The sequence below is a fragment of the Arthrobacter sp. KBS0702 genome, assembly GCF_005937985.2.
Lineage (GTDB): Bacteria > Actinomycetota > Actinomycetes > Actinomycetales > Micrococcaceae > Arthrobacter.
In genome coordinates, this window is record NZ_CP042172.1 from 144,481 (window position 1) to 157,478 (window position 12,998).

General features: G+C 69.2%; 10 protein-coding genes. 5 read left to right on the plus strand and 5 right to left on the minus strand.

Annotated elements, in window-relative coordinates; genetic code table 11:
* Positions 1-11: 11 nt before the first annotated feature.
* Positions 12-848: an A/G-specific adenine glycosylase gene (locus tag FFF93_RS00710; protein ID WP_261375463.1), complete on the minus strand. Its 837-nt coding sequence runs from the start codon at positions 846-848 to the stop codon at positions 12-14.
* Between the two features lie 228 nt (positions 849-1,076).
* Here FFF93_RS00710 and FFF93_RS00715 point away from each other — a divergent pair, with 228 nt between their 5' ends.
* On the plus strand, positions 1,077-1,766 hold the full coding sequence (locus FFF93_RS00715) for a hypothetical protein (protein WP_138767776.1): 690 nt from the start codon (positions 1,077-1,079) through the stop codon (positions 1,764-1,766).
* Between the two features lie 77 nt (positions 1,767-1,843).
* Here FFF93_RS00715 and disA read toward each other — a convergent pair whose 3' ends face one another.
* On the minus strand, positions 1,844-2,920 hold the full coding sequence (disA, locus tag FFF93_RS00720) for a DNA integrity scanning diadenylate cyclase DisA (RefSeq protein ID WP_138767775.1): 1,077 nt from the start codon (positions 2,918-2,920) through the stop codon (positions 1,844-1,846).
* A gap of 330 nt (positions 2,921-3,250) precedes the next feature.
* Here disA and FFF93_RS00725 point away from each other — a divergent pair, with 330 nt between their 5' ends.
* The gene (locus FFF93_RS00725) at positions 3,251-4,864 is read left to right on the plus strand and encodes a peptide chain release factor 3 (protein ID WP_138767774.1); all 1,614 of its coding nucleotides are present in this window, start codon (positions 3,251-3,253) and stop codon (positions 4,862-4,864) included.
* A 212-nt stretch (positions 4,865-5,076) separates the two neighbouring features.
* Positions 5,077-6,432, plus strand: a complete 1,356-nt coding sequence (locus FFF93_RS00730; RefSeq protein ID WP_138767773.1) for a GAF domain-containing serine/threonine-protein kinase — start codon at positions 5,077-5,079, stop codon at positions 6,430-6,432.
* Positions 6,433-6,444: 12 nt separating this feature from the next.
* Here FFF93_RS00730 and FFF93_RS00735 read toward each other — a convergent pair whose 3' ends face one another.
* Positions 6,445-7,647 (minus strand): CdaR family transcriptional regulator, encoded by a 1,203-nt coding sequence (locus FFF93_RS00735; RefSeq protein WP_138767772.1) that lies wholly within the window; start codon positions 7,645-7,647, stop codon positions 6,445-6,447.
* Between the two features lie 99 nt (positions 7,648-7,746).
* On the opposite strand from FFF93_RS00735, the gene FFF93_RS00740 reads away from it, so the two are divergent.
* Both FFF93_RS00740 and FFF93_RS00745 read left to right on the plus strand, forming a co-directional pair.
* Complete coding sequence (locus tag FFF93_RS00740; protein WP_138767771.1) at positions 7,747-8,817, plus strand: ferredoxin reductase; 1,071 nt, start codon at positions 7,747-7,749, stop codon at positions 8,815-8,817.
* 13 nt (positions 8,818-8,830) lie between these two features.
* On the plus strand, positions 8,831-10,042 hold the full coding sequence (locus FFF93_RS00745) for an acyl-CoA desaturase (protein WP_138767770.1): 1,212 nt from the start codon (positions 8,831-8,833) through the stop codon (positions 10,040-10,042).
* A 131-nt stretch (positions 10,043-10,173) separates the two neighbouring features.
* Here the strand turns inward: FFF93_RS00745 and FFF93_RS00750 are convergent, their stop codons facing one another.
* Together FFF93_RS00750 and FFF93_RS00755 are read right to left on the minus strand one after the other, a co-directional pair.
* Entirely contained in the window at positions 10,174-10,806 is a 633-nt protein-coding gene (locus FFF93_RS00750; protein WP_138767769.1) for a class I SAM-dependent methyltransferase, read from the minus strand.
* An 11-nt stretch (positions 10,807-10,817) separates the two neighbouring features.
* Entirely contained in the window at positions 10,818-12,932 is a 2,115-nt protein-coding gene (locus tag FFF93_RS00755) for a heavy metal translocating P-type ATPase (protein ID WP_138767768.1), read from the minus strand.
* Positions 12,933-12,998 lie beyond the last annotated feature (66 nt).

Consider the following 12,998-nt stretch of genomic DNA (forward strand, 5'->3'; position numbering starts at 1 on the left):
GCCCGGACGGCTCAGCCCGGAAGCCGCAGGCCGCCGGCGTGCAGCTCGGCCAGGCCGTCGCTGAGCAGTCCGGAGACCGCGCGTTCCAGCTGCTCCGGCGCCGAGTTCAGCCGGTGCAGCGCCGCGAGCGGAACGCCGATCCCGCCGGCTTCGAAGCCCAGGTCCACCGGCGCGCGCTCCAGCAGTTCGCGGGGCACCGGCAGCTCGGCCACACGCAGGACGGCGAGCACGGCGCCGCGCACCTGCCGGTCCGTCCCGTGCCAGGCCTGCCCCTTGGGTGTGTAGGTGGGCGGAGGTTCACCGGCGGCGAGCCACGCGCAGGCGCCGCGCACGGGGCACTCACCGCACTTGGGGGCCCGCGCGGTGCAGACCAGCGCCCCCAGTTCCATCACGGCGGCGTTCCAGCGCACGGAGGCGGCGCCGTCGTCGGGCAGCAGTTGTGCGGCGAGCCGCATTTCTCCGGCCGTCAGGGCCGGCGCCGGCAGCGCGGCACCGGTGACGAGCCGGGCGTGGACCCGGCGGATGTTGGTGTCCACCACCGTCTCCCTCTTGCCGAAGGCAAACGCTGCGACGGCAGCCGCCGTGTAGCTGCCGACGCCGGGGAGCTCGAGCAGCTCCGGGTAGCCGCCCGGCACCTGGCCGCCGTGGTTGTCCACGATCGCGACGGCGGCCGCGTGCAGCCGCAGGGCCCGCCGCGGATACCCCAGCCGGCCCCAGGACCGGACCGCCTCGCCGGCGGCCTCGCGGGCCAGATCGGCCGGGGCGGGCCAGCGCCGGAGCCATTCTTCCCAGACCGGCAGCACCCGGACCACGGGGGTCTGCTGAAGCATGATTTCGCTGACCAGCACACCCCAGGCGGAGCAGTCCTGCGCCCGCCACGGAAGGTCCCGGGCCGTCACGTCGAACCAGCCGTCGAGGGCAGCATGCAGTTGGGTGAGCGGAACCGCCGGGGCGGCCGGGAGGGCGGGGGAATCGGCTAGGGCTTTGATCGATCCAGCTTAATAGAGATGCGGACCATAGTCCGGCCAGCGGCGTGGTTTGCCGGCATAACCCGCCGCGTTCTCTAGCCTAGAAGGATGGTCAGGCAAGGCAACTCAGGTACGCGCGGTTCGGGACCGAAGGCGTCCGCCAGGGCAAAGACCAGCGGAAACCCGGCCCGGAAGCCGGTCAGTCCCGTGTACCGCCGCCGCCGGCTCTTCGTCGGGGCCATTCTGCTGCTGGTGCTGTCCCTCGCCGTCGGCGGTTTCGTGGCGATCTCCACCGCCATCAACGGTGCGGACCCGGCGGCAACGGCCAGCGAATCCCCCCAGCAGGAAAAGCCCGGGAGCACCCCGCCTCCCAGCACGCAGGAATCCGCCGCGGCCACGCCCAGCCCGAGCTCGGGCTGCGACCAGAAGCTCGTCACCGTCACCGCGGCCACGGACAAGGCAGCCTATCCGGCGGGGGAGAATCCGCTGCTGACCCTGAAGGTCACCAACGGCAACAGCGTCCCGTGCGAGGTCAACATCGGCACGTCGCAGATGGAGTATCTGGTCACCAGCGGCTCGGACCGGATCTTCTCCTCCAGGGACTGCCAGGCGGAAAGCAGCGACCTGGTCAAGACGATTGCCCCGGGCAAGAGCGAGACGGCAAACTTCCCGTGGGCCCGCAACCGTTCGGTGGAGGGCTGCGCCGCCGTCGCGGCCCAGCCTGCCGGAGGAACCTACGTGTTCACCGCCCGGCTCGGCAACAAGACCAGCCCGAAAGCCATCTTCCAGCTCGGCTGAGCTCATCGATTGCCCCGTAGCGGCCCCCTCGCAGGCCAAAAAGGGCCGTTAAGGAACAGTCGACGGGAATCAGGGGCCTAGAGGAACCGGTCCAGCAGGCTCGCCTCGGCCATCCGGCTCAGGCCCTCGCGGACGGTCCGGGCACGCTGGTCGCCGATGCCGTCCACGGTCATGAGGTCGTCGATGGTGGCGGCCATCAGGAACTGCAGCCCGCCAAAGTGGTCCACCAGGCGGTCGGCGACGGCCTTGGGCACGGCCTTCAGTCCGGACAGCAGGCGGTAGCCGCGCGGCTGCACGACGGCGTCGAGGTTCGCCTCGCCGCCGGCGAATCCGACGATCCCGGCGATCTTGCCGAGGTCGATGAGCTCGGTGGGCCCCAGGTTCACGAGCGCCTTGACGGCTTTCTCGATGTCCTCGGCCGAGGCGTGCGGGCCCGAGTAGTCCCGGATGATCACGTCGCTGCCGGGTCCGCGGCCCACCGTCAGTTCGTCCAGCTGGAGCGAGAGCAGCCGGCCGTCCTCGCCGAGTTCCAGCACGTACTGGGAAATCTCCTCGGAGATGCGCCGCACCATTTCCTGGCGCTGCAGGGTCACGGCGACGTCGCGGACCGTCACCATGGCCTCGATTTCCAGGGCGGACAGCGAGCTGGTCACCTGGTCCAGGCGTGAACGGTAGCGCTCCAGGGTTGCCAGGGCCTGGTTGGCGCGGGCCAGGACCTTCTCGGAGCCTTCCAGGACGTGGCGCAGGCCGTTGACGTAAAGCGCGATGATCTGCATCGACTGGCTCACCGAGATGACCGGGACGCCGGTCTGGATGGCAACACGCTCCGCGGTCCGGTGCCGGGTGCCGGATTCCTGGGTTTCGATGCTGGAGTCCGGGACCAGCTGGACCGCCGCGCGCAGGATGTTGCTCGCGTCCTTGTCGCAGACGATCGCGCCGTCCATTTTGGCCAGTTCACGCAGCCGGGTGGGGGAGAAGTCGATCCCGATTTCGAAACCGCCGGAACAGATGGATTCGATGGTCCGGTCGATGCCCAGCACGATCAGGGCGCCGGTGCGCCCGCGGAGGATGCGTTCCAGCCCGTCCCGCAGGGCCGTCCCCGGTGCCACCCTGGCCAGAGTCGCCTTGAGTGCATCTTCGGGGCTCCGAGCCATAGGTTTTCCCTTCAAAGGTGCGGTCAGCTGCCCGCAAGTACGCCGTTATTACCGGTTTTCAACCGTTTGCCGGCTAGAACAAAATGCCCGGTTTCCCGTATGCACCATCATAGGGGTACCGGAGGGCTGTTTCCGCACGGTCAAGCCTCAAAGTGGCCCATTTCGGCCCGGACCCAGGTGCCCCGCGGATGGCCGCTGACTCCTCCGTGGCAAGCGCATTTTTCCCCCTCGGCCCGGGGTCTGACGCTGCCTGCGATAAACTTGGATCCTTGGGTGTACCGCGGGCTCTCCGCGCCGTGACCCGTCCACAGCCGCAGCGAAAGTAGCACCGTGTCTCAAGAAGTCCACAGCCCCGCCCGAGTCCAGGAGATTCACAAGCAGGCAGCCCGGCGCCGGACCTTCGCAGTCATTTCGCACCCCGACGCCGGTAAGTCCACGCTGACCGAGGCGCTCGCCCTGCACGCGAAGGTGATCGGTACCGCCGGTGCGTCCAGCGGCAAGGCCAACCGCAAGGAAACCGTCTCCGACTGGATGCAGATGGAGAAGGACCGCGGCATCTCCATCAGTTCCGCGGCGCTGCAGTTCGCCTACCGCGACACCGTCATCAACCTGCTGGACACCCCCGGCCACGCGGACTTCTCCGAGGACACCTACCGGGTGCTCGCCGCCGTCGACTGCGCGGTGATGCTCGTGGACGCCGCCAAGGGCCTGGAAACGCAGACCATGAAGCTTTTCGAGGTCTGCAAGCAGCGCAACCTGCCGATCATCACCGTGATCAACAAGTGGGACCGGCCGGGCCTGGATGCCCTGGCCCTGATGGATGAGATCACCGAACGCACCGGCCTGCAGCCGATGCCGCTGACCTGGGCGGTGGGGATTTCCGGTGACTTCCGCGGCGTCTGGGACCTGCGCAACGACCGTTTCGCCCGGTTCCAGCGCAACAACGCCGGCGCCAACATTGCCCTGACCGAGTACTTCACCCCGGAGCAGGCCGCCGCCAGCCAGGGCGGGGACTGGTCCAACGCCGTCGACGAGGCCGGCCTCGTGATCGAATCCAACCTCGCGTTCGACGTCGATGCCTTCCACGCCGGCAAGGCGACGCCGATCCTGTTCAGTTCCGCCGCGCTGAACTTCGGCGTCAAGGAAATCCTCGACGCCCTGGTGGACTTCGCGCCGCCCGCTGCCCCCAGGCCCGACGTCGACGGCGACCCGCGGCCGGTCGACGCGCCGTTCGCCGGGTTCGTCTTCAAGGTCCAGGCCGGCATGAACAAGGCCCACCGCGACCACGTCGCGTTCATCCGGGTCTGCTCGGGCATCTTCGAACGCGGCATGGTGGTCACGCAGGGCCGGACCGGGAAGTCCTTCGCCACCAAGTACGCCCAGCAGGTCTTCGGCCGCGAACGCGAAGTGATCGACGAAGCCTTCCCGGGCGACGTCGTTGGCCTCGTGAACGCCTCCTCCCTGCGCGTGGGGGACAGCCTGTTCCTGGAGCAGCCGGTGGAGTTCCCCGCCATCCCGCTGTTCGCCCCGGAGCACTTCCAGGTGGCGCGCTCGAAGGACCCCAGCCGCTTCAAGCAGTTCCGCCGCGGCATCGAGCAGCTCGAACACGAGGGTGTCATCCAGGTGCTCCGCTCCGACATCCGCGGCGACCAGGCCCCGGTGCTGGCGGCTGTTGGCCCGATGCAGTTCGAGGTGGTCGAGGACCGGATGGCGCACGACTTCAGTGCCCCGATGCGGCTGGAGCGGCTTCCTTACTCGCTGGCCCGGATCACGACGGCGGACGCCATGCCGGCGCTGGCCAACGTGCCGGGCGCAGAGGTGCTGCTGCGCTCCGACGGAGAATACCTGGCTCTGTTCAACGACGTCTGGGCCCTGCGCCGGATCGAGAAGAACCACCCGGACCTGACGCTCCTGCCGATCGGCACGCACAACCCCGCAAAGTAGCCTCCGGGCCGCGGTCCGGAGCACCGCCGGGCGGGCCGCCGGCCCGCCCGGAATAACCCGCCGCAGGGTCTTCCTGAATCCGCTTTTCGCGGTATCATAAGTAACCTTGCTAATAGCGCGGGCGCTGGCCGACTGGCCGGCTTTAGGACTGATCCGCCCGATTCCCCGTGCGGACCCGTATCGAGGGAACAAGAACCCCGTTGACAATAACTATGGAATCCGGCTTTCTGCTGAGCGGACGGTACCGGATTGAAGCCCTCATTGGCAGGGGAAGCCAATCGACCGTCTACCGCGCGAACGATGAGCTGCTGCGGCGCGAGGTGGCGGTCAAGCTCTTCCGCAACGACGGGGACGACCTCGAGCACACGCGCCGGCAGGGGCAGGAAGTCCGGATTCTCGCGGGGATGAGCCACCACGCCCTGGTCACCCTGTTCGACGCCGGCGCCGACCTGAGCGATCCGGACTCCCGGCTGACCTACCTGGTGATGGAACTCGTGCCCGGTCACGACCTGCGCCAGCGGTCCCTGCAGGGCCCGCTTTCCGCCGCGCACATGGCCCACATCGGCTATGACCTGGCGGACGGGCTGTCGTACATCCACCACCACGGGATCGTCCACCGGGACATCAAGCCGGCGAACATCCTGCTGGTCAACTACAGCAGCGACGACCGCCGGCCCCGGGCCAAACTGACCGACTTCGGCGTTGCGGCCATCCTCGGGCAAAACCGCGTGGACGACGACGGCGGCACCTCCGGGACCCCCGCCTACCTGAGCCCCGAGCAGGCCGCCGGCGACCCGTCCGGGCCGGCCAGCGACATCTATTCGCTGGGACTCGTGCTGCTCGAAGGACTCACCGGGAAGATGGCCTACCCCGGCGCGCCGATCCAGTCCGCCGTCGCCCGGCTGCTGCAGGATCCCCAGATTCCGGAGGAGCTCGCCCCCATGTGGGTGGCGCTGCTGTCCTCCATGCTGTCCCGGGACCCGGCCGCCCGGCCGCCCGCCCGGGAGGTCTCCCTCGCCCTGCGCCAGGAAGTCATCAACGGCGCCGGCCGGCACCGGCAGCTCGAGGCCACCACGAACGACGAGGACGGCCGGATGCGCGCCGTCGAGCGGTACCAGATCCTTGATACCCCCGAGGACGGTTCCTTCGACCGGATCGCAGCGCTCGCAGCCCGGGTGTTTTCGGTACCTGTGGCGATCGTGAGCGTCGTGGACCACGACCGGATCTGGTTCAAGGCCCACCACGGCACCGATGTCACGCAGATCGGCAGGGATCCCGGGCTGTGCGCCTCGGCGATCCTGCAGGACGGCCCCTGGGTTGTCGAGGACGCCGTAAAGGACCCGCGGACGCTTTCCAACCCGCTCGTGGCCGGGGAATTCGGGCTGCAGTTCTATGCAGGGGTCCCGCTGCGCACTCCGGACGGCTTCAACCTCGGCACGTTCTGCATCCTGGACCGGGAACCGCGGGAGTTCTCCGCGGAGGACACCCGCACGCTCGAGGACCTCGCGGCGATTGTCATGAACGACCTGGAGATGCGGCTGCAGAGCCGCGGGGCCATCGCCGGCTAGCGCCGGCGCTGTCTAACGCTTACCGGCGTGGAGCGCGAGTTCCAGCTCAAACCGTGCCGCCGGGTCCTCCAGCGCGTCGCCGAACAGCTCGCGCAGCTGGGCCGCCCGGTAGCCCACGGTCTGCGGGTGGATGCCCAGCTCGGCGGCCACCGGCCCGCGCTGGCCCCAGTGGCGCAGCCAGGAGAGCAGCGTTTCGGCGAGGCGCTCGCGCTGCGCCGGCCGGAGCCCCTCCAGCGGCGCCAGGCTCCGGTTAGCCAGCTCGGTGATCGCGGAAGGCTCGGCGCCCAGGATTACCGCCGCAAGATGTTCGTCCGCCCAGATGGGCGGGTCATCGGGGCCGTCCCGGTGCGGCAGGACGGACGCCGCCAGCACGGCCAGCCGCAGGGATTCGGGAACCTTCTCCCAGCCGCCGGCCGGGCCCACGGAGGCGCCGCGGCCCCGGAGCACCGCCTCAAGGTCGCTCCGCGCGGACTTGGACTTGCGCGCTGGAACCAGCGCCACGGCGTCGGTCTCGCGTTCGATCACCAGCGTTCCCGGCCCCAGCCGCAGCCGCAGCCCGGCGGCCCGGTCCACCGGCAGCGTCACCACCACCATGCGCACGGGCAGCGACCAGTCCGCCATGGCCGCCGTCTGGCGCAGCGCCGCCTCGTCCGCCTGGCCCAGCAGCAGCAGGTCCAGCAGTTCGGTGCGCCGCCGGTCCACCGCTCCCGCGCGTTCGGACTGCTCAAAGGCGTAGGCCTCGGCGCTGACCGCGGAAAGTTCGTCGATGTAGGCCAGGATCGACTCGCCCAGGTCCACCACCACGTTCTGGCCCAGATGGTGTTCCACCGAGACCTTCGACATCTCGCGGAACGTTACGCGGGCACCCATCCGGTAGGCGCTCAGCAGCGCGTCCATGCTCCTGCCCTGCCGGAATTCGCCGCTGCCCAGTCCCGCCACCAGCTGCCGGCTTTCCTCGGAAAGGGCTGGCAGCGTGGTGCCGGGCAGCTGCAGGAAGCGGTCCAGCGCCGTGGCCACGCCGCGCCGCAGGCCACGCCCGAAGCGGCCCTCGATCGGCCGGGCGTAGGCGGGAACCAGTTGCGGAACGGCCTCGATGATGGCCTCCACGATGCCGGGCATCCTGGGCCGGAGCATGTCCGAGACCTCCTTCGGCAAGGCAAGCCAGGGCGGGTCGTAGGCGGGATAGCCGGGGTGCCCGGCGGGCGAAGCATCCATAGCGCGTTCCAATAAAGTTGTTGTGTGGAGATAGTTTCTTCAGGTAGATCGTATGCCTTGGGTGAAGAATTATGACGCAGGCTGACATAGGCTTAGTAGATGATCCGGCTCCGTAAGCTGGCGCGCGCCGCATCTCTACTGACCACCCCCCTAGCTCCAGAAGATATTCTGTCGCTGTTCAATCCCGTGTTTTCCGCCCGCCAGTTGCGCGGCGTGGTCACCCGGGTGGTTCCAGAAACGGCCGATTCCGCCACCATTTTCTTCCGTCCCGGCCGAGGCTGGCAAGCGCACCGAGCAGGCCAGTGGGCCCGCATCGGCGTCGAACTCAACGGCGTGCGCCACTGGCGCTCCTATTCGCTCAGCGCACCCGCCGGCGAGGACCCCGCCATCACCGTCACGGACATGGGTGCCGTTTCCGGAGCCCTGGTCCGCACCACGAAGCCCGGCGACGTCCTTTTCCTGGCGCCGCCGCAGGGCGACTTCGTCCTGCCGGAGCATCCGCGTCCGCTGCTGATGCTCACTGCCGGCAGCGGCATCACTCCGGTGATGTCGATGATCCGGACGCTGGTCCCGCGCCGCCCCGACGCCGACGTCGTCCTGATCCACACGGCCCGCACGGCGGCCGACGCCATTTTCCGCGAGGAACTGGCCGAACTGGCCGACCAATTCCCCAATTTCAAGGTCATCCACTGGTTCAGCGGCGAGCAGGGACGGCTGGACTTTGGCACGGCGGCAGCGCTCGACCGGCTGTGCCCCGACTGGCGCGGACGCGCCGCCTACGCCTGCGGCCCCGAAGGTTTCCTCGACGACACCGAGGCCCTTTGGGAGGCAGAAGCCGTCGGCACCGAACCCTCTGAAGCCAGCCTCACCATCGAACGCTTCAGTACCAAACTCGCCGGCGGGGAAGGGCGCGACGGCGGACTGGTCACCTTCGAGGCATCCGACCGTGAAGTCGAGGCCGACGGTGACACCCCGCTGCTCGACGTCGGCGAGGACGCCGGCGTGCTGATGCCCAGCGGCTGCCGGATGGGCATCTGCCACAGCTGCCTTATCCCCCTCCGGGCCGGACAGGTCCGTGACCTGCGCACGGACGAAGTCCATGGCGAGCCCGGCCAACTAATCCAGACGTGTGTTTCGGCAGCCGCCGGACCCGTTAACCTCGACCTCTGAGGAGAACCACCGCATGACGATTGTTTCCGACAAGCCCGATGTTTCCGAGGGCGCTCCCCAGGGCGCCGCCGCCGGCGCTGACGCCGCCAAGGCTCCCGCCGCCGTAAAGAAGCGGCCCGGGGCGCTCGCCGAGACCGGCAGCCCGCTGCTGCGGCCGCCCGCCGCCGCGCACCTCTCCGACGAGCAGGTCGCAGAGCTCGGCCGCGAGCTGGACGCCATCAAGGACGACATCCTCGCCAAGCGCGGTTCCTCCGACGCCGCCTACATCCGCCGCATGATCAAGATCCAGCGCGCCCTGGAGATCTCCGGCCGCGCCGCGCTGCTGGTCAGCAAGAACAAGGCCGCCTGGGTCACCGGCACCACGCTGCTGAGCTTCGCCAAGATCCTGGAAAACATGGAGCTGGGACACAACATCCTGCACGGCCAGTGGGACTGGATGCGCGACCCGGACATCCACTCCACCACCTGGGAGTGGGACTTCGTCACCCCGGCGCGTTCCTGGCAGCACACCCACAACGACTTGCACCACCGCTGGACCAACGTCGTCGGCAAGGACAACGACATCGGGTACAACCTGCTGCGGATGGACCCGCAGCAGGAGTGGAAGCCCTTCAACCTGGGCAACCCGCTCTACAACGCGTTGCTGGCCCCGGTCTTCGAGTGGGGCATCGCGATCTACGACCTCGAGCTCGTGGATTACAAGGAGGGCAACAAGTCCAAGGAAGCCCTCACCAAGGACCTCAAGGCGCTCGGACGCAAGGCGCTGAAGCAGTTCACCAAGGATTACGCCGCCACGCCCGCCGTCGCCATGCTCACCGGCTCCGGCAAGCGGGCCCTCTACGGCACACTGACCGCGAACGCGGTCCGCAACGTCTGGGCGCACGCGGTGATCTTCTGCGGGCACTTCCCCGACGGGACGGACACCTTCACCGAGGAAATGGTCGACGGCGAGACCCGCGGCGACTGGTACGTGCGCCAGATGATCGGCTCGGCCAACATCTCCGGCTCCAAGTTCATGCACCTCATGACCGGCAACCTGTCGCACCAGATCGAGCACCACCTCTTCCCGGACCTGCCGTCCAACCGCTACGCGGAGGTGGCGCCCAAGGTGCAGGAGATCTGCAGGCGCTACGGACTGCCGTACACCACCGGCCCGATCTGGAAGCAGGTCGGCTCCACCTGGGCCAAGATCTTCAAGCTCGCCCTGCCGCCCAAAAAGGCATAAGCACCCGAGCCTGCCGGAAAGGACGCCTGCCATCGCGGCTGGCGTCCTTTCTTTGTCCTGTGCTCTTGGTCCTGTGCTCTTGGTCCTTCGCCCAGCGCGGTTCCCCGGGCCGGGAGGCCGCCTTGGCGGCTCTAGACCTTGACGGCCACCCCGAGGACGTGGGCTAGCGGCGGGTTGCCAGGCAGGGCCGCGAAGCCGAAGCGGTCCAGGGATTGAACCGCCAGGCCCGCGCGGACAATCAGCGCGGCGGTGTCCCGGTTCGGGTGGCAGCCGCCTGCCAGCCGGCTCCAGAGCGGGGTGAGCAGGTCCTCCGCCGCCGCCAGCAACCGGTGCGCGGAGCGGACATGCTCATAGAACAGCAACTGGCCGCCCGGCTTGAGGACCCGGCGGGCCTCGGCCAGGACGTCTGCCGGCTCGGCCACGCTGCACAGCACCAGGCTGGAGACGACGACGTCCACCGAGGCATCCGCGGCCGGCAGCGACTCCGCGACCCCGTTGAGCACCGTGACCGGGACGGGCGCCGTGGCCGCGGCGTCCCGCGCCAGGGCACGCAGCGTGGGGTCCGGTTCGATCGCCAGCACCTGTGAAACCGCGGGCGGGTAGAACGGGAAGGTCGCACCATAGCCTGCCCCGATTTCGACGACGGCACCGTGCGCGGCCTCCACCAAACGGCGGCGGTGGGCCGCCGCCCCGCGGGCGTCCATCCGCGGACCGACGCGGGCGTAGGAGCGGCCGAAGGAAGGGGCGTTTGAACCGGCGTCCATGGGCGTCACGCTCAGCGGACCTGGGCCGGGTTGAGCTTCAGGCGCCGCAGCAGCTGGGCATTCAGCGCGACCACAATTGTCGAAGCGGACATCAGCACGGCACCGGCAGCGGGGGAGAGGATGATCCCGGCGAAGGCCAGAACCCCGGCGGCCAGCGGCACGGCGACGATGTTGTAGCCGGTGGCCCAGACCAGGTTCTGCCACATCTTCCGGTAGCTGGCCCGGGAAAGGTCCACCATGGAGAGCACCGCCCGGGGGTCGTTGCCGGCCAGGACCACGCCGGCGGACTCGACGGCCACATCCGTCCCGCCGCCGATGGCGATTCCCACCTCGGCCCGGGCCAGCGCGGGGGAGTCGTTGACGCCGTCGCCCACCATGGCCACCTTCAGGCCGCGGGCCTGCAGCGCGGCCACCTTCTTGTCCTTGTCCGCCGGCAGGACCTCGGCGAAGACCTCGTCAATGTCGAGTTCCGCCGCGACGGCGCGGGCCACCTGCCGGGCGTCGCCGGTGATCATGGCGACCTTGATGCCGCGGTGCTGCAGCGCCGCGACGGCCTGGCGGGATTCCGGGCGCACCGCATCCTCCAGGCTGACGGCGCCGAGCACGCGGTCTCCCTCGATCAGGTGCAGCACCGCGGCGCCGCGCTCGATCCAGGCGGCGGTGGCGGCGGCGAGCTCCGGGGGTTCCGCGGCGCCCAGTTCCCGCAGCAGGGCCGGCCCGCCCACGTGCAGCTGCCTGCTGCCGATGCTGGCGCGGACTCCGCGGCCGGTCAGCGAGGTGAAGTCCGTTGCCATCGGAACGTCCAGACCGCGCTCGCGGGCGGCGCTGACGATCGCGCGGGCCACGGGGTGCTCGCTGTCCGACTCCACCGCGGCGGCCAGGGCCAGGACCTCGTCCTGGCCGGCGCCCTCCGCGGCGGCCACGGCGCGGACCTCCGGGGTTCCCTTGGTGAGGGTACCGGTCTTGTCGAAGAGCACGACGTCGACGGTGCGCATCCGTTCCAGTGCCATCCGGTTCTTAATCAGTACCCCCGCCCGCGCGGCCCGCTCGGTGGAAATGGCAATCACCAGCGGGATGGCGAGGCCCAGGGCGTGCGGGCAGGCGATGACCAGCACCGTAACGGTGCGCTCGACGGCGTCGGCCACGCTTCCCAGCAGGGTCCAGGCGATGAAGGTCAGGATGCCGGCCCCGGCGGCAAAGTAGAACAGGAAGGCCGCCGCCCTGTCCGCGAGGGCCTGGGCCCGCGAGGAGGACGCCTGGGCCTCGGCCACGAGGCGCTGGATTCCGGCCAGGGCGGTGTCCTCCCCGATCGCTGAGACCCGCACGCGGACGCTGTTGTCCGTCGCGATGGTCCCGGCGACCACCGGATCGCCGGGGGAGCGAAGGACCGTCTTGGATTCACCGGTGATCATTGACTCGTCGAACTCCGCCTGGCCCTCGGTGACGGTGCCGTCCGCCGGCATCCGGCCACCCGGGCGGACCAGGATCGCGTCGCCGATGGCGAGGTCTGCGACGCTTACCGTTTCAGTCCCGCCGTCCGTGATGCGCTCCGCTTCATCGGGCAGCAGCGCCGCCAAAGCGTCCAGCGCGCCCTGGGCCGAACCGAGGGCCCGCATCTCGATCCAGTGCCCCAGCAGCATGATCGCCACCAGGAGCGCCAGTTCCCACCAGAAATCCAGGTCAAAGCCGCCGATTCCCAGGCTGGTCGCCCAGGATGCGAGAAAAGCGACCGTGATGGCCATGGCGATCAGGAGCATCATTCCCGGCGTGCGCGCCTTCAGCTCGGAGAGGCCGCCCTTGAGGAAAGGCTGGCCGCCGTAGAGGAACACCACCGTGCCCAGGACCGGCGGAATCCACGCGGAGCCGGGGAACTCAGGCGGCTGGTAGCCGAGCAGGGCCCCGAACATCGGGCTGAACAGCACTACCGGGAGCGCCAGCGCGAGCGTCAGCCAGAACCTGTTCTTGAACATCGCGACGCTGTGCCCGGCGTGCTGGCCGTGACTGTGCACCAGATGCTCATCGTCACGGGCGGGTTGGCGGCCGGGATGCTCACCGGGGTGGTGCGTGTGTCCGGTGGCATCACCGGCCCGCAATTGCTCCGTGCTGCCACTGTGCTGGTGTTCCATGATTCCTGCTTTCTGCGAAGTCTCATTGGCGTCCGGTTTCACCTACAACATACCCCCGGGGGGTAT

Excerpts from the sequence above, each read along its gene's own strand:
- FFF93_RS00755 (WP_138767768.1), bottom strand. The coding sequence starts at position 12,932 with ATGGAACACCAGCACAGTGGCAGCACGGAGCAATTGCGGGCCGGTGAT.
- FFF93_RS00750 (WP_138767769.1), bottom strand. The coding sequence starts at position 10,806 with ATGGACGCCGGTTCAAACGCCCCTTCCTTCGGCCGCTCCTACGCCCGC.
- FFF93_RS00715 (WP_138767776.1), top strand. The coding sequence starts at position 1,077 with ATGGTCAGGCAAGGCAACTCAGGTACGCGCGGTTCGGGACCGAAGGCG.
- disA (WP_138767775.1), bottom strand. The coding sequence starts at position 2,920 with ATGGCTCGGAGCCCCGAAGATGCACTCAAGGCGACTCTGGCCAGGGTG.
- FFF93_RS00730 (WP_138767773.1), top strand. The coding sequence starts at position 5,077 with ATGGAATCCGGCTTTCTGCTGAGCGGACGGTACCGGATTGAAGCCCTC.
- FFF93_RS00745 (WP_138767770.1), top strand. The coding sequence starts at position 8,831 with ATGACGATTGTTTCCGACAAGCCCGATGTTTCCGAGGGCGCTCCCCAG.
- FFF93_RS00735 (WP_138767772.1), bottom strand. The coding sequence starts at position 7,647 with ATGGATGCTTCGCCCGCCGGGCACCCCGGCTATCCCGCCTACGACCCG.
- FFF93_RS00740 (WP_138767771.1), top strand. The coding sequence starts at position 7,747 with ATGATCCGGCTCCGTAAGCTGGCGCGCGCCGCATCTCTACTGACCACC.